The sequence below is a fragment of the Desulfallas thermosapovorans DSM 6562 genome, assembly GCF_008124625.1.
GTDB lineage: Bacteria > Bacillota > Desulfotomaculia > Desulfotomaculales > Desulfallaceae > Sporotomaculum > Sporotomaculum thermosapovorans.
Genome location: NZ_VNHM01000006.1, coordinates 50,415 through 66,669, shown reverse-complemented (window position 1 = coordinate 66,669; position 16,255 = coordinate 50,415). Strand labels below are relative to the sequence as shown.

The window sequence follows — 16,255 nt, the reverse complement described above, 5'->3', positions numbered from 1 at the left end:
TATGTTGGTAGTTATTGCTGCCTTACCTGCTTTTGCCGCCCCGGAAACTGAGCCGCAGCCTGTGGGTAAGGCGGCGCTTGTGATGGATAGTGACACGGGGCAGGTATTGTATGAAAAAAATGCCACTCAGAGGATGTACCCGGCCAGTACCACAAAAATAATGACCACCTTGCTGGCCCTGGAAAAGTCTTCTTTGGATGACCTGGTTGTCGTGAGCAGGCGGGCGGCTGAAATAGGTGGCTCCCGAATCGGGCTGCAGCCCGGTGAGCAGGTGCAGATGAAACACTTGCTGTACATACTTATGCTCAGTTCCGCCAACGATGCCGGCATTGCCATCGCAGAGCATGTGGGTGGGTCGGTGGAGGATTTTGCCCGTATGATGAATGACCGGGCCCGGGAATTGGGGGCAAAAAGTACCAACTTTGTTAATCCGCATGGTATGCCTGACAAGAATCACTATACCACTGCCATGGATCTGGCGGTGATCAGCCGGCAGGCTATGCAAAATACCACTTTCCGCGAGATAGTGATGACCCTTAATTACAAAGCAGACCGTAAAAAAAATATGTCCCCGGAATTATTGGCGCAGGTGGAAAAACTGGAGAGTATTTACGGGCCGGTTCAGGAAGACTTTTATAATCACAATAAACTGTTGGGGAACGGTTACTACAGCTACAGCGGTGCTAATGGTATAAAAACCGGCTACACCGTTGAGGCGGGTCAGTGTATAGTGGCCTCCGCCCGGCGGGGAGGGCGGGAAATGATCGCTGTGGTGCTGAACAGCCAGGGTGCCAACCTGTGGTCCGATGTAGCAATGCTGCTGGATTATGGTTTTGATAATTTTACACCGGTGGCTCTGGTTAAGCCACGGGAAATGATCACCGATGCTAAGGTAAAGCACGGGGCTAAAAATGCAGTGCTGGAAACCGCCGGTTATTTTTATTACAATTTTCCGGTAGGTGAAGAACCCCAAGTTACCCGCCGGGTTGAGCTGGTGGGAAATATTCAAGCCCCGTTGGAAGAAGGAGAGAAGCTTGGTGAACTGGTGCTGACAGCCAGTGGTGAGGAACTGGGCCGGGTACCGCTGGTAACTGTTTACCCTGTCTCCCGGGATATTAATAGTTATTGGTGGTTCTGGGCCGGGGCGGGGCTGGCAACTTTATTTTTACTGTGCATAGTAAAGGCATGGTTTAGAAGCAAACGCCGTTCCCGGCTGCGTATAAGACGCTGGTAAATAAAATTAGTGCTGGTTGTTGAAGGTAAAACCGGATAAATGGAAACAGCGCCTGCTGATTCCGATAAAGCCCCGGAAAAGCCGGGGCTTTAATAGTGGGCTGGTTTAATGAACATTCACTGGGTGCCCTGTACCGGATGAATAAAAACCTGTATTTTATGATAGATGTATATATTAATGATAGATGGCAATGCTGGTTCCCCGGGTTTTACTTGTTACCGGGCACTATCATGCGAACCAGGGCGGTGAATTGGTAAACCAGCGGTAGGGCAATCAGGCTGCTGATAATGTTAAACAACGCGTGGGCATTGGCCACCTGGCGGGGCAGTGTATCGGTTGTAAAGGACACCAGCGTTGCAAAAGGGTGCAATAGAGGCAAAAACAGCAATGCGCCCAGCACATTTAGCAGCACATGAGCTGCGGCCACCTGCCGTCCTGCCCGGGAGCCCCCCAGACTGGCCAACACAGCGGTGATACAAGTGCCGATATTATTGCCCAGCACCAGGGCCACTGCTGTGGGTAGTGCTATGAGCTGGTAACCGGATAGTAGCATGGCGATGCCGGTGGCGGCGGCGCTGCTGTGCAGCAGGGCGGATACCAGCGCCCCGGCCAGTACAGCCATAGCCGGGCTATGCTGTAAAGATAGTAGCGTTTCGAGAAACCAGGGTGCTTTTTGCAGCGGGGCCAGCGCAGTGGCCATTAACTGCAGGCCCGCAAATACCAGGCCAAAACCACAGAGGGAACGGCCTAAATGCCCGGCCGGCCTACTTTTGAAAATAGCCCATAATACAGCCCCTCCCAGGGCGGCAGGTGCAGCCAGCCGGAATAAATTAAAGGACAGTAATTGAACGGTTACACAAGTCCCCACATTTGCTCCCAGCAATATCCCAACGGCCTGGGCCAGGTTCATGATACCGGCGTTGACAAAACCGATGGTAATAACTGAAATGGCGGTGCTGCTTTGGACCAGCATGGTAAATACCAGCCCGGTAACGGCGGCCTTCAATGGTGTGGCGGTAAAAGCCGCCACTGCCCGGCGGATTTTTTCCCTGGACAGGTTTTCCAGACCCTCCTTCATGGCTTGCATACCCCACAGCAGCACAAAAAGCCCGGCGGTAAATTCACCAAGAATAAGCAGCAATACATGCCCCCCTTGCCGTAAATACTATTACTTGTTTATGGGACCGAGAAAAGGGATATGACTAAAATATAGCTAATGTTATTGACATACGTTCATATTGACAGAATAGAGTAATGTTCTATATACTGTTTATAGAAAGAAATTTTTGGTGGTGGTTTAATGCGCGGGATGATAGGGGAAGTGGAGGAGATACTGCGTGCCCACGATTATAAGATGACGCCCAAGCGGGAGCATGTGCTTTGCGTGCTGCTGGAAAACAAGAAGCGGCACTTAAGCGCTGAAGAAGTGTATAACCTGGTGAAACAACGGGTGCCTGATGTGGGCTTAGCTACGGTTTATCGCACACTGGAACTTTTTTCAAATTTTGACATCATACGAAGTACGGATTTCGGGGATGGTCGTAAACGTTACGAATTTGGCACGGGGAGTAATGATGGGCACAGGCACCACCATCTTATCTGTGTTGAATGTGGCAAAATTATTGAAATGAATGAGGATTTGTTAGAAGATTTAGAGGAACGGGTTACCAGTGCCTATGATTTTACAATCAGTGACCACGAGTTGAAAATATTCGGTAAATGCCGGGATTGTATGGGGCAAAAGAATAAATAGCCGTTAGAAATGCTATCGGACGCTAACAAGTCGCACCGAAGAGGGTGAAGCTTTGCTTGAACGGGAAATTAGGATTAGGGAACTGGAAGAACAAATCGAGGACTTGAAAAAAAGGTTTCCGGCCCATTCCATTAAGCCGGCCATGGTAAACCGGCTGGAGGAACTGGAGGAAGAACTGGACCGGTTGCGGCAAGAAGAATAGCATACACTACCACCGCCTATTCATACAATGGTATTAACCTTAAAACGAGGCGGTGGTTTTTTATGACTGCCAGGCCGCTGGTGGGATTGGCGCTGGGTGGGGGAGTAATGCGGGGTATGGCCCATATAGGGGTCCTCAAGGTGTTAAAAAATGCCGGAATCCCCATTGACATGGTGGTGGGAACCAGTTCCGGCGGCATAGTGGCCGCTTTGTATGCCTCGGGGCACAGCCCGGAGCACATTGAAGAAATAGCCATGAAACTGCGCCCCCGTGATGTTTTTGACTATGGTAGTGTGCTTCTTAACTTATTTTTAATTACCGGTGGTATCATTGCCCGCGTCTTGCATATTCCTTATCCAATAACCAGCCCGTTGGGGCTTATGCGGGGCAATAAAATAAAAAAGTTTGTCAACAGGTTTGTGGGGCAAGACCGGTTATTCGGGCAAACTGTAATTCCACTGGGCATAACAGCTGTAGACGTGCGGGACGGCACGCTGGTGGTTTTTTTGGAAGGTGAGCCCGCTGCCAATGCAAAGCAGTATACAGCCCTTGGGTATCCGGATCTTACATCAAGCAAGGAATCCGTTAACTTGCGCACAGTGGTGCCGCCCGAGGATGTATTCATCAAAGGCAAGCCCGTGGCGCTGGCCGCCCAGGCCAGCGCCGCCGTACCGGGTATCTTTGAACCGGTGCGGGTGGGTGACCGTATACTGGTGGACGGGGGCGTTCGGGAAAATGTGCCGGCTTATGTACTGCGGCGCATGGGAGCTCACTTTGTTATTGCTGTGGACGTGGGTTACAGTGGCCGCCGGGTGAACGGAATAAGCAATATAATTAAACTTTTGTTTAACAGTTTTGAAATTGTAATTTCAGAGGGTATTAATTTAAAATTGGAGAGTTATGCAGATGTAGTGATCAGACCGGTAATTAATGTAGACCCCTGGGATACTGGCAGCACCAAGTACAGCATTGAGCGGGGGGAACTGGCGGCGGTTAAAGCTCTGGATGAAATAAAACGCAAATTATATGACCAATAACATGGTATAAGTAAAATTCACCTTCCCAATCATAAAAGAATTAAAAATTGAACTTTTAATTTTTTTAATTATTAGTTATTATATATGGTAATATTGAACAAAGGTAAGGGGGGGTGAAATATGTTTGAAGCTTGGTTTAGGAATACTGAGCCAATAAAATTGGAGCCTTACAAAGGTGACTTAAAGGGAGTTGACGGATGGCTATCAAGAGAAGGAGTTTTCTACCGGTGTAATTATGTGGACCATTCGATTTATGCCGATAAACTTTGTAAAAAATATGGTTACCAGCTGCTCAACAGCTTCCCTCTTAGTATGAATGGTGAGTACACCCTTGAAAAAAAGGGGTGGGCAAAAATCAGTAACGGTAAAGTGCATTATGCAAATGAAAAACCCCTGAGCAAAAAACAGCTGGATTTTTTGTTTGACTACTTTATTTGTAATGGATACAGCGTTAATGAATATAATGAGCTGGTGCGTATGCAGGAAGTGCCGGCCCCGTTTTAACCACCCATATATTGCTTTAAAAGCATAGAGACGTAAAGAGTTTTTACGGTGGTTTCCATAAAAAACTTTTACGTCGCCATAAACTTAAAGTTTAACTGACCGGTTATTTTTATTTCATGATTGTTAAACATATTTGTATCCCATCGCACAGTGATATTGGTAACTGGCCCCTGTTACTTCCCATAATCCCTTTGGTGGTTTACCGTTGTTTTGTATTATGCTCACCGGAAGTTTTTTCCGGCTGATTATCATGGATCCGCATTTGCAAACCGGAACAACTTCCTTGGGACCTGCTATGATATAACTACCCTGGTAATTGGGCTTGTCAAATATATAAACATAGCAGTCACCCGTTTCGACGAATGTTATCCTCTGCATATGCATAAAGTTGCAAAAGGCCGTGTCATGTGTTGAGTGATAAGAGTAGTCCCCGTGATAGATTCTTGCCGCCCTGGATATGGATTTGCGCCTGAAAAATGTCGATATTGATTTAATAAATTTTAAAACAGCACCTTCAGATGCGATATCCCGACAGTTTTCGTAGGTGTGGGAAATGCTAGACATATACAATCCCTCCTTTAATAAAGAATCGATTATAAATTGAGCGGTTTTTCATTAAAGTCCGTAAGGTATGAATTTAACGGCAACAAAAACTCCCTGATGTAAATAATTAAGGCCGGCACGCTGGGATAACGTGCCGGCCTATCGTTGTTCGATTCAGCCAACGTTAAACTGACTTTGGGGGTTTATTTAGTTTTTTTTCCATTAGATAAATCTTCTTAATGATGTCTTAATGATGTCGGTTATCCTACCGCAGGGGGGGATAGCGATAAGGATAAAAAATAGGCTGACAATGATTATTGCCAGCCTATCGTTGTTCGATTCGGCTACGTTTGTGATATTTTTCATTATTCTAGCACCAGTTTTCCTTTGTGTCAATAGGTACAAGTAAAAAATTTAAAGTGTTATGTAAAAAAAATAATATAAAATAATTTATATAAGGTTTTTTATTTAATTATAGACATATTTTCGCAAGGGCTATATTGACCATCCGCTTGAAGGGTGTTACTATGTGATTGATTGAACAATTAAACTTGGGGGGAGGATATGTGCCATTAGATAAATCAGAGAAACAATTGATTAAATTTATTAGGGACCTCGGTTGGGGCGAGGTTAATGTGCGCGTTGAGGAAGGAAAACCGGTATTAATATGTGAAGCAATAAGGACATTTAAGTTGGAAGAACAACCCGTGGAAATACAGCAACCCAGGAAAAAGGGTCGCATGACATTTTTCAATGGCTAGTAATCACCATGCTTAAAGGCCTTACGGGCAGTGGATGATGTGTTTGTGTGCTATTGTTCAAGGTTAAATAAAGAAATAATGGCAGGGGAGGAGTTTTTATGTCCCCAAATAATAAGCCTAAATCGTTAACTAATCGTGAAAAGCAACTAATTCGTTTTTTGAGACAACTTGAATGGGGTCAAGTGAGGGTAAGGGTTGAAAACGGCCAGCCGGTGTTAATATACGAAGCTATTAAAACCTTAAGGTTAGGGGATGCAGGTGCTGCACTACCGAACACTGGCAGCAAAAGCGTCGGTTAATTGAAGACGGTAATGTACAAGTCCATATAATAAGTTATTAACAGTAAACTATGACTGTACATATAAGATTGTGATTGATTGAACAATTATATTGACTTATTATAAAATTTATCATAATATGTAATTAATTTAAATAGGCAGGGCTGATTCGAACAACGATAGGCTCGGGTTTTTCATGTTTTGTTTATCATGGGATATCCGGCCTTTATTTTTTTACAAATATATACAGATAATATAAAATGATGGCATCTTCAATTGGATAGCAACGTTGTGATATTTACAATGACTGGCAGGAGGGGTAAAATGAAGAGAATTTTGATCATTGACGACGAAGAGGGAATGTGCTGGGCGCTGGATAAACTATTGACCCAGGACGGTTATGAAGTAATGACAACCACCAGTGGTCATGAGGGGCTGGGTATTTTTAGCAGTAACCCGGTTGATCTGGTACTGTTGGATATTAAGATGGCGGAAAGCAATGGGTTGGAAATTTTAGAACAAATACGTAAAATTGATTCCAATGTACCGGTGCTCATCATGACAGGTTACAGTTCCATGTCCATAGCCCTGGAGGCGATGGATAGGGGTGCCACCGGTTATTTGACTAAACCCCTTAAAACTACTAATTTACGAGAAACGGTGCGGCGATTGTTATCAGGTGAATCTGTGGAAAGTGACCAGACTATACCCTGGAATAATCACCATGATTAATAGTCATTGTGTTCTGTAGCTTTGTCCTAATTTCATCTTAACCGGGAGGGGATTTTATGCCCTCAAGAACCGAAAACTCCAAACCGCTGACCAACCGGGAAAAGCAATTAATCCGTTTCTTAAGACAACTTGAATGGGGCGAAGTAAGGGTAAGGGTTGAAAACGGCCAGCCGGTTTTAATATACGAGGCTATTAAAACTTTGAGGTTGGGTGAAAAGGATACCACCCCTCCAAGCCCCGGGAACAAAATTATTCGTTGAAATGGAGTTAATAGTCACAACGTAGCTTGAAGGGGTGTGACGCACGCAAAAGGAAATAGCAGTTTAGCGTGCTTTTCTTTTTCGTTTTTGTTGTTAGCTATCACCATACCGGTCCGTAATAATGGATGCAGAAATAGATCCATGAAAATGAGATGGCGTAAATACCGAAGACATCAACAATTTCCTGCAGCAGGCTGGTTTTTTCTTCCTCCATGTAATCATCTTCCCACAACGTAGCCTCACTCCCCCCGTTATCCTTAATCACAATCCCCCAAGATATATTTTAGAAAGAAAAAACAGGCTAGTCAATTTAAAAATAGCCAGTGCATAAAAAAATTACAACTAAATTGTGATAAATTTTACAAAAACTATTGACTGGGATATTTGCTGGGAGTATAATAGTCCCAACATAAGAATTTAATAAAAAGGCTGAATCGGACAACGATAAGCTGGGTATTCTTACCAAGTAGTGGTGAGGTGTGCCCGGCTTATTTTTGTTTCCACAAAAGTTTTGCCTCCATCATTACCATGATGGGTGGCCAGGATAAAGCGAAAGGGGGAGATTAGGTTAAGTTATTCTTGTGAAAGTGCCAACGTTCACATCCGGTAAGGGAGGTGATGGTTTATGAAATTTCTGGCCCAGGCATTCATGGTAGTAAGCTGCATTGGTTGTGTCGGCTATTGGCTGTACACCATGGCCACTTTGAAATTCCTGAACTAATCAATTGTTATCATAAATGGCAATAATGGCAAACCGGTAAATGAAAGGAGGTACAAGGTATGGGTTTTTTTGACTGGTATCATACCTATCAGGCCAGCAATCCTATTTTAGGAGGCTTTATTGTCCCACTGTACATGGCAGTGTTCGGGACGATATTTGCTGTGGTAGCTGATGTATTGTTCAGGGTTTTGGGTATTCATCTCGGCGAATACAAGAAGGAATATGAAGATTTAATTGATGAGCAGCAGGGAAAAGCCTAGTTGGGTGTTTTTTCAGCAATTGTCATAAAATCATAATCGAAAGTTTGTAATCAGTTGATAATTTGCCATAAATGGAGGTGGGTATAGATATGATGACCATGCCAATGAGCGGTGTGGAAATGGCTTGGTGGCCGCTCGTTTTAATCGGTTTTACCGTAGGTGTTGTTGGTGGTTACTTCGGTCTTGGCGGGGCATGGCTGGTAACACCGGCCCTGAACCTTTTCGGATTTCCGATGGTTTATGCAGTGGGTACCGATATGGCCCACGTTGCCGGTAAATCCATTGTATCAACTTTCAGGCACTGGCGATTCGGCCACGTCAGCGTGATTATTGCATTAACCATGCTGATAGGAACTATGTCGGGTGTCGAGGTGGGCGCCCAGGTGCTGATGTTCTTGAACAGCATAGGCCTGGCCGGGCCGGTGGTTCGATACATCTACATGGTATTACTGTTCTGTATGTTCTTCTTTATGCTGAGGGAATATCTCGGTGCCAAGAAGATGGAAAAGGAAACCGGTAAAGAAGTTAAAGACCTGGTCGGTAACAGGTTGTCCAGGTGGATTCAAAACAACCTGAACGTGTGGCCGGTAATTTACTGCAAAACCGCTCGCATGCACATCTCGGTTTGGGCGCTTATTTTCCTGGGCATTTTCACCGGTTTCGTAGCTGGTATCCTGGGTATCGGCGGCGGCCTGCTGCGGGTCCCCGCCCTGATCTACCTGGTTGGTGTTCCCACCAAGGTAGCCGTGGGCACCGACCTGTTCGAGGTAATGTTCTCGGGGGCTTACGGTGGTTTCACATACGGCGCCAAGGGGATGGTGGAACTGGCAGCAGCTACCCTGATGCTGTGCGGTGCAGCTGTGGGCGCCCAGTTCGGTACCATTTGCACCAAGTACGTTTATGGTCTCACCATTCGCCTGGTTTACTCCATTGCGTGCTTCTTTGCCTTTACCTCGGTGGTGCTGAAACAGGTGGCTTCCAACTACTCAAAGGTATATGAAAAGGGCATGCTGGAGGTGCTGGCAGCCCAGGGTATTACCGGAAACCAGGCCAAGATTATGCTGCAATACCCGGAGCAAATGCAGCATTATATGCTGAACGTAGCCAACCGGCCCGACTGGTGGCAGGCCTTCCAGACATACAATACAATCAACACGGTGGGCTGTGTGGTAATTATGACGGCGGCGTGCGGTATTAGCGGTTATATTCTCTACCTGCTGGCGATGGGTATTATGAAGGAAAGGCGTGAAAAACGCCAAGCGGAGCAGCAGGCGCAAATTAAAGCTTAATAATTGGACATAATCTCCAGAGACAATTACAGTTATACAGGGAAAGTCCAGGTTTACGCCGGGACTTTCCCCCACCAAAAGTTACCTTTAACAGAAATCAATTAATGCATAAATCTCCAATTATATATTGTGCACTTTTTTATTAACGTTATTATAAATTTGTCACAAAGATTAGTGGTATTAACCTTTGTTTCCTCGGTTAAGGGAGGGATTGGCATGAAACGGTTGATTAGAATTGAAACGCCTCCTTGTCCGTCTTGCGGTTCAACTGATACAACCACAGGGCGCATTGTTAGATTTGCTGCGGGTTTGGGCCTGGGTATAGGCGTTTCGTTGATTTTGTACCTGGTAGGCTATATTTACCCCCTGGGACGTATATTAATTCCCTTTACTTTCATTGGTGGGATGATTATATGTTGTATACCTCCTTTGGGGAAGTATTGCTGCCTGGAATGTGATGCGTACTGGAACCCCGATAATCCCAGCCTTGTTTGGAGGACAAGACCTCCAGGGCTTTAATATAGACTCTCCTCTCCTCATTCAAAAGCCCCCTGAAGAGGGGGCCTTTTTTTGTGCTGTTTGAGAACCTGTTCACATATTCTTTTGAAGCCGGAAGAACATCTGTGTAATTAGTTATTGTCTACCGGGGAGGTGTGTCTATTTTGTACCGGCAGGCGTACTGTAAATATGCTTCCGCTGTCCGCCTTGCTTTCCACTTTAATTGAGCCCCCATGTATTTGAATGATTCGTTTACTAATGGCCAGGCCCAGTCCGTTACCCTTGGCCTTCCTGGTATAAAAGGGTTCAAATATGTTTTCCAGGTCTTCCTGAGGTATGCCCTTACCCGTATCCTGGATGGTTATCACGGCCATATCCCCTTCGGTTTGAATTCCAATGGTTAACTTTCCTTCATTATCCATGGCCTCAATGGCGTTGACAATTAAATTGATAAACACCTGTTTTAGCTTATCCGCATTACCGTCCAAAAGAAGCGGCCCCGTAACGGTATTTTTACAATCAAGTAAGATATTATTTTTCTCAATCAGTGGTTTGACATATGATAATACATCGTTAATCAGTACGTTTAAATCAAATACCTCCACCACCCCGGGATTGGGACGTCCGAATTCAAGCAATTCATTAATCAGCTTATTGTGCCGGTCCACCTGCTGCCCTATTCTGTCAATAAAGTCTTTCATCTCCGACGCATCTTTGGCGCTTACTTCCATGGCCTCGGCAGTAGCCTGGATGATACTAACCGGTGCCCGCAATTCATGGGCAATTTCAGTGGTCAGGCGTCCCATGGCCAGGAGGTCTTCCTGGCGTTTGTAATGCTCAATCACCTGTTCCTTTTCAATGAGCCCGCAGGCCATTTTATTGATGGCCCTGGTGATCTGGCCCATTTCTCCCGGTAATTCGGGCAGCTTATTATTTAAGTTTTTTTGTAGTTGCAGCAGGCCGTCTTTAATTAAGCGTACACGGTTCATCATATTGCTTAGGGTTAGTAAGGTAAAGCAGACACCCAGGCCGAAAACAGTAAATACAACGTAACGCACCGCTAAACGTACGTGTTTGCTCTTGGCAAAAATCGGGTGCATCCTCTCTTCGGCCCACAAAACGGCTACCATTTGGTCGTTTGTTTTGATGGGAACAAGATGTTCCAGGAATTGATCATCCCAGGTGTTGCCCAGCCGGGTAATGGGGGTGCCACTGGCCTGTACAGCAGCGATGCCTTCTTTGGCCTCATTGTATATGCGCCGGTCCCGCTGGTGTTTTTCTTCGGGTAGCCGCTCGCCGAACTCGTGCAGGTAACCTTCAATGGTTATTTGGGCGCTGTCGGTTAGATACAGGCCCAGGCGAACACCGGGGTAATTGCTGGTGGTCAGGGGTACCGCCACCGATTTGAAAACTCTGACCAATTCTTCATCATTATATGCTTTTCCCTCTTTATCCAATTGATTATATATCTCGCTTGCCACCAGGTTGGTTATCTGTTCCAGTTTATTTTCGGTTTCGGCCAGTAATACCTCGTCCGACTTGGATGCATAGTATATATCATAGAGCATTGTTGCTGAGGGTAATAGTAAAGCTATCAACACTATGACAACCAACTGGTTTTTTAGTGATTGAAGTTTAGATATCACCTATGCATCATCCTTTGTTAAAAATTTAGTATTTTGGGGTATAAGAGGTTAAATTGTTTGTTATTATTTTAACAAATCATAATCAGAAAAAACAGACACCTGGACAACCACTATTAAAAAAGTTTGAGAAATAATACACAATATCATGCGGAAATAATGTAATTAACACTGGCGCATATAGCGTTTGCAGGATAATTCATTTTGGTAATGAATTAGTTGTAAAGCGGCAACAGCTAGCTGTATGGAGGAAGGTATCATCAAGTGTATTTATTCTTATTTGGAGGGATTTTTATTGGCAACTACAGTGGAATTTTCACCCCGGGGATTGTCCGCCGGTATTGGCAGTATGCCATTTAAGGAAGCCGGTCCCGCGCTGCAAATAATATGGGAAAACATGCCTGCTATTCCCCACTGGCCCCAATTGCCCCGGCGGGGCGGGGATGAGGGTTTTGTGCACCAGTTTCTTGACCCCCTGGTCAGGATAGGTTTGCTAGAAAAAAGAGGGGATAAAACTGTATTTCCGGTGGATAACCCCCGGTGGCCCGAACGGCTTACTCAGTTTTACACTACCTATCTATCCGCCGAGGCTGGGGATGATAAAGCCCTTGAAATGTTTGCCTTTCCCCGGTCGGCTGCCTCGGGTTTTTATGCCTTTATGGAAGAAATTCGGGCCAAGGGTACCCGGTCGGCCCGCTTTTTAAAAGGTCACCTGGCCGGGCCGCTGACCATTGGTTTTCAATTAAAGGATGAGCGGGGGCGCCTGGCATATTACGAGGATCAGCTGCGGGACGTGCTGGTTAAAACGCTGGCCATGCACGCCCGCTGGCAGGCGGCGGAGTTGGCCAAAACGGGTCTAAAGCCCATTATTTTTGTTGATGAACCCGGCGTTCGGGTATATGGCAGCAGCAGTTATATTACCGTAACCCGGGAAATGGTGGTAAGCGATTTAAATGCGGTTTTTGCCGGCATACACGCGGCGGGCGGATTGGCCGGAGTGCACTCCTGCGATGCTGTTGACTGGTCGCTTTTGTATGAGTCAAACCTGGAGATAGTCAACTTGGATGTCTACCAGTATGGTGATTCGTTGTTTCCCTATGTTAAGGAAATGAAAAAATATTTGGAACGGGGCGGTGTTTTAGCCTGGGGCATTGTGCCCACACTGGATAAAGCCTTTGATGAGAGCGCCAGTACACTGCTGGCCAGGTTGGAAAAACTCTGGGCCGAACTTGGTGAGCGCGGCATAGAACGGGCAACATTGCTCCGCCAGAGCCTGATCACCCCGGCCTGCGGTACCGGGTTGTTGGAACCCGATCTATCGGAACGGATTTATGTGCTGACCCGGGGGATTTCGGAAAAAGTCACGGAGATGGCGGCCGGTATCTAGAAAGTGAGGTGACGGCCATGTCCTTGCCGGATTATCATATACATACCGCCCGCTGCGGCCACGCCAGGGGGGAAATGTGGGAATATGTTGAAAGGGCACTGGAATTGGGATTGCCGGAAATAGGTTTTGCGGATCACATACCCTTGTACTGGCTTGATGAAAAGGCCCGGGAGCCTGGTATTGCCATGTCACCGGGGGATTTGGCGGGCTATGTGGAGGAAGTGGAAAAGCTGCAGGCGGCTTATCCCGGCATATCTATAAAGCTGGGCATTGAGGCTGATTATATCCCGGGTTACGAAGCAGAATTAAAAAGGATTTTAAATCAATACCCTTTTGATTATGTGCTGGGTTCGGTACATTATATAGACGGTTGGGGGTTTGATAACCCTGCTTATCTGGACCAATACACGTATTTAAATATAGACCGGTTGTATTTCCGGTATTTTGAATTGGTGCGGCTAGCCGCCCGGAGCGGGCTTTTCGATGTGCTGGCCCACCCGGATTTAATCAAAAAGTTCGGTTTTCGACCCCGGGGTGACCTTAAGGAAATATACGATAAAACCGCCCGTGCATTTGCCCGGGCCGGTGTGTGTGCAGAAATTAATACCGCCGGGCTGAGGATGCCCGTGGCTGAAATGTACCCGGCCCCCGGCCTGCTGAAGGCATTTAGAAAATATGCGGTGCCGCTTGTCACGGGTTCCGATGCCCATGAACCGGGGCAGGTGGGGTATGGATTTGATATTGTGTTAAGACTTTTAGAGGAAGATGAGTATGATATAGTTCTATTGCCTTAGTAATACTAAGCCATTGGTAGCAAATAGTTGTCATAATATGGTGATTCTCCTTATATAATTAGAGTTTTTACTCGGTCAAATATCTACAAAAACATAGCGATTAGCACTGTTTTTTGTTGATACTTGGAAGGCAGGCCGCCCAAAGTGGTCCCTTTAATGTGGCGGGATATGAATTTGATAAAATACCACAACTATTAAAAAATAGGTTATAACAAATGAGTCAGAAGCTTACAGCTCTGACTTATTTTTTTTTTACGGTAAATTTTTGTTCAGGACCTGGGAACCATTGAAGGAGATTTTAAAAAGATATAGAATGAGTTAATGGTGGTATAAAGTGGGGAGAAGTGGTTACTTGTTGTAACACAGTGGGGTGCCCGGCATGTTTTTGGGTGAATACCAACATACCATAGATGTCAAAGGAAGACTGATTGTCCCTGCCCGTCTCCGCGAAGGCCTGGGCGATAAATTCATCGTTACCAAGGGTTTGGACGGCTGTTTGTTCGTGTATCCACTCCAGGAGTGGACCGCTCTGGAACAAAAGATGCGTTCACTGCCCTTTACCCGAGCAGATGCCCGGGCCTTCGTCAGGTTTTTCTTTGCCGGTGCCGCCGAGTGTGAATTAGATAAACAGGGGCGGGTTTTAATACCCGCCAATCTCAGAGAGTATGCCGGGCTGGAAAAGGAAGTGGTGGTGGTGGGGGTATCCAGCCGGGTAGAGGTTTGGTCCAAAGAACGTTGGGAAAAATATAATACGGAATCTGCTTCTTCTGTGGAAGAAATCGCTGAAAAGATTGTGGATTTTGATTTGGGCATATAATAAACCAGGGTGATTCTTTTGCATAACATGGAAGACAAGTTCACCTTCAAACACCGTCCCATCATGGTGGGTGAAGTGCTGGAGGGATTAAACCCCAAGGCGGAAGGGGTTTTTGTTGACTGTACCGTGGGTGGAGGCGGGCATGCCTGCGCTCTGTTGGAATCCACCGGTTCCGGTGTACATCTGGTGGGATTGGATCAGGATGCCGATGCACTGGCGGCAGCGGGTGCAAGACTGGCTCCTTTCAAAGGTAGATATACCCTGGTACGGGCAAATTTTAAAGAGCTGCCCCGGGTGCTGGCGGATTTGGGGCTTACGGCTGTAGACGGTTTTTTATTTGACCTGGGGGTAAGTTCCTATCAATTGGACAACCCCCGGCGGGGATTTAGCTATATGCACGACGCGCCGCTGGATATGCGTATGGATACCTCCGCACCGCTTACAGCACGGGATTTGGTAAATGAACTAACCGAACAGGAATTAACCGCTATCATTAAAAACTACGGGGAAGAACGCTGGGCTTCCAGAATAGCTGCTTATATTGTTGAATATCGAAAAAAGAGCGTTATTTCCACCACCGGGGAATTGGTGGAGATCATTAAAAACGCCATCCCCGCCCGGGCCCGCCGTGAAGGCCCCCATCCCGCCAAGCGCACCTTTCAGGCGCTGCGCATTGCGGTGAATAATGAGCTGGATATTTTAGCCGGCACCTTTCGTTCGGCTGTAAAACGGCTAAAACCCGGTGGAAGGATATGTGTAATCACCTTTCATTCACTGGAGGATCGCATTGCCAAAGAGACCTTTAAAGAATTGGCCAGCCCGTGCAAATGCCCGCCGCAATTGCCGGTTTGTGCGTGCGGCCGGGTGCCCCAAATTAAGCTGGTAACCAGACGTCCGGTAATCCCGTCCAATAATGAGTTGGAAAATAATCCCCGTGCCCGTAGTGCCAAGCTACGGGTGGTGGAAAAAATAGGCTCTGTTCTAAACAGCCGGGAGGGTGAATAAGTTTTGATAGTAGCCAGAGAAAAGACGGAGTATTATGGTTTACCTGAAAAGCCCTCGCGCAGCAGGCGCCCCCGTAAGGGCGCGGCTATGCGCGGGTTGCTCCGAAAAGAGCGACTGGCCTTGACGGGCTTGGTGCTGCTTGGTTTTAGCTGCTGTCTTGTGATTGCCTTTTATTATACCCAGGTGTTGATCACCGGGTACCGGATCAGTATGGCGGAAAAAGAGCTGGCCCGGTTGCGGGTGGAAAGTCACGATTTATATACAGAGGTCAATCAATTGGCCAGCCTGGAAAACATCGAAGCTATTGCGGTGCATGAATTGGGTATGGTAAAACCGCAAAATGATCGTATTGTGATCGTGGAACAGGCAGGTCCGGTAAAACAGCAGGCGGTTGCCAGTAATGATGCTGAGGACGGTCAGGCCGAAACTGTTACCCTGAACGATCCCAAGGAAGAACAGCAGCGGGGGCAAAACTGGCTGATCAAAACCTTCGCCGATATGGTTGGCAAGTTGGAAGCCAGTATCCAAACAGGTTAA

Annotated in this window: 19 protein-coding genes; 15 read left to right on the top strand and 4 right to left on the bottom strand. The window is 46.5% G+C overall.

What is annotated here, in order from left to right; translation table 11 throughout:
* The first annotated feature begins 1 nt into the window (after position 1).
* Entirely contained in the window at positions 2 to 1,234 is a 1,233-nt protein-coding gene (locus tag LX24_RS06620; protein WP_166511358.1) for a D-alanyl-D-alanine carboxypeptidase family protein, read from the top strand.
* A 208-nt stretch (positions 1,235 to 1,442) separates the two neighbouring features.
* Here the strand turns inward: LX24_RS06620 and LX24_RS06615 are convergent, their stop codons facing one another.
* Positions 1,443 to 2,375 carry a Na/Pi cotransporter family protein gene (locus LX24_RS06615; protein WP_243131647.1) on the bottom strand — a complete coding sequence of 311 codons (933 nt, stop codon included), beginning with the start codon at positions 2,373 to 2,375 and terminating at the stop codon, positions 1,443 to 1,445.
* Between the two features lie 159 nt (positions 2,376 to 2,534).
* Between LX24_RS06615 and LX24_RS06610 the strand changes: the two genes are divergently transcribed.
* The 4 genes from LX24_RS06610 (at position 2,535) to LX24_RS06595 (ending at position 4,730) form a co-directional block, all read left to right on the top strand.
* The gene (locus LX24_RS06610; RefSeq protein WP_166511357.1) at positions 2,535 to 2,987 is read left to right on the top strand and encodes a Fur family transcriptional regulator; all 453 of its coding nucleotides are present in this window, start codon (positions 2,535 to 2,537) and stop codon (positions 2,985 to 2,987) included.
* 52 nt (positions 2,988 to 3,039) lie between these two features.
* Positions 3,040 to 3,189, top strand: coding sequence for a histidine kinase (locus LX24_RS06605; RefSeq protein WP_166511356.1), 150 nt, complete (start codon positions 3,040 to 3,042; stop codon positions 3,187 to 3,189).
* A 62-nt stretch (positions 3,190 to 3,251) separates the two neighbouring features.
* Positions 3,252 to 4,226: a patatin-like phospholipase family protein gene (locus tag LX24_RS06600; protein ID WP_166511355.1), complete on the top strand. Its 975-nt coding sequence runs from the start codon at positions 3,252 to 3,254 to the stop codon at positions 4,224 to 4,226.
* A 120-nt stretch (positions 4,227 to 4,346) separates the two neighbouring features.
* Positions 4,347 to 4,730, top strand: a complete 384-nt coding sequence (locus LX24_RS06595) for a hypothetical protein (protein ID WP_166511354.1) — start codon at positions 4,347 to 4,349, stop codon at positions 4,728 to 4,730.
* 123 nt (positions 4,731 to 4,853) lie between these two features.
* On the opposite strand, the gene LX24_RS06590 is transcribed toward LX24_RS06595, so the two are convergent.
* Positions 4,854 to 5,294 carry a hypothetical protein gene (locus LX24_RS06590; RefSeq protein ID WP_166511353.1) on the bottom strand — a complete coding sequence of 147 codons (441 nt, stop codon included), beginning with the start codon at positions 5,292 to 5,294 and terminating at the stop codon, positions 4,854 to 4,856.
* A 545-nt stretch (positions 5,295 to 5,839) separates the two neighbouring features.
* On the opposite strand from LX24_RS06590, the gene LX24_RS06585 reads away from it, so the two are divergent.
* The 3 genes from LX24_RS06585 (at position 5,840) to LX24_RS06570 (ending at position 7,304) form a co-directional block, all read left to right on the top strand.
* Entirely contained in the window at positions 5,840 to 6,034 is a 195-nt protein-coding gene (locus tag LX24_RS06585) for a transketolase (protein WP_166511352.1), read from the top strand.
* A gap of 602 nt (positions 6,035 to 6,636) precedes the next feature.
* Entirely contained in the window at positions 6,637 to 7,044 is a 408-nt protein-coding gene (locus LX24_RS06575; RefSeq protein ID WP_166511350.1) for a response regulator, read from the top strand.
* Between the two features lie 56 nt (positions 7,045 to 7,100).
* A complete protein-coding gene (locus tag LX24_RS06570; protein WP_166511349.1) occupies positions 7,101 to 7,304 on the top strand; it encodes a transketolase in 204 nt (67 codons plus the stop codon).
* Between the two features lie 100 nt (positions 7,305 to 7,404).
* Here the strand turns inward: LX24_RS06570 and LX24_RS06565 are convergent, their stop codons facing one another.
* A complete protein-coding gene (locus tag LX24_RS06565; RefSeq protein WP_166511348.1) occupies positions 7,405 to 7,569 on the bottom strand; it encodes a hypothetical protein in 165 nt (54 codons plus the stop codon).
* Positions 7,570 to 8,084: 515 nt separating this feature from the next.
* On the opposite strand from LX24_RS06565, the gene LX24_RS06560 reads away from it, so the two are divergent.
* Positions 8,085 to 8,285, top strand: coding sequence for a hypothetical protein (locus LX24_RS06560; RefSeq protein ID WP_166511347.1), 201 nt, complete (start codon positions 8,085 to 8,087; stop codon positions 8,283 to 8,285).
* 89 nt (positions 8,286 to 8,374) lie between these two features.
* The gene (locus LX24_RS06555; RefSeq protein WP_166511346.1) at positions 8,375 to 9,574 is read left to right on the top strand and encodes a sulfite exporter TauE/SafE family protein; all 1,200 of its coding nucleotides are present in this window, start codon (positions 8,375 to 8,377) and stop codon (positions 9,572 to 9,574) included.
* A 629-nt stretch (positions 9,575 to 10,203) separates the two neighbouring features.
* Here the strand turns inward: LX24_RS06555 and LX24_RS06550 are convergent.
* Positions 10,204 to 11,718: an ATP-binding protein gene (locus tag LX24_RS06550; protein ID WP_166511345.1), complete on the bottom strand. Its 1,515-nt coding sequence runs from the start codon at positions 11,716 to 11,718 to the stop codon at positions 10,204 to 10,206.
* Positions 11,719 to 12,010: 292 nt separating this feature from the next.
* On the opposite strand from LX24_RS06550, the gene LX24_RS06545 reads away from it, so the two are divergent.
* The 5 genes from LX24_RS06545 (at position 12,011) to LX24_RS06525 (ending at position 16,255) form a co-directional block, all read left to right on the top strand.
* Positions 12,011 to 13,102: a uroporphyrinogen decarboxylase/cobalamine-independent methonine synthase family protein gene (locus LX24_RS06545; protein WP_243131646.1), complete on the top strand. Its 1,092-nt coding sequence runs from the start codon at positions 12,011 to 12,013 to the stop codon at positions 13,100 to 13,102.
* 17 nt (positions 13,103 to 13,119) lie between these two features.
* Entirely contained in the window at positions 13,120 to 13,896 is a 777-nt protein-coding gene (locus LX24_RS06540) for a histidinol-phosphatase HisJ family protein (RefSeq protein ID WP_166511344.1), read from the top strand.
* Positions 13,897 to 14,275: 379 nt separating this feature from the next.
* Positions 14,276 to 14,713, top strand: a complete 438-nt coding sequence (gene mraZ, locus LX24_RS06535; RefSeq protein ID WP_166511343.1) for a division/cell wall cluster transcriptional repressor MraZ — start codon at positions 14,276 to 14,278, stop codon at positions 14,711 to 14,713.
* 27 nt (positions 14,714 to 14,740) lie between these two features.
* Positions 14,741 to 15,718 (top strand): 16S rRNA (cytosine(1402)-N(4))-methyltransferase RsmH, encoded by a 978-nt coding sequence (gene rsmH / locus LX24_RS06530; protein ID WP_166511454.1) that lies wholly within the window; start codon positions 14,741 to 14,743, stop codon positions 15,716 to 15,718.
* A gap of 3 nt (positions 15,719 to 15,721) precedes the next feature.
* A complete protein-coding gene (locus tag LX24_RS06525; RefSeq protein ID WP_166511342.1) occupies positions 15,722 to 16,255 on the top strand; it encodes a cell division protein FtsL in 534 nt (177 codons plus the stop codon).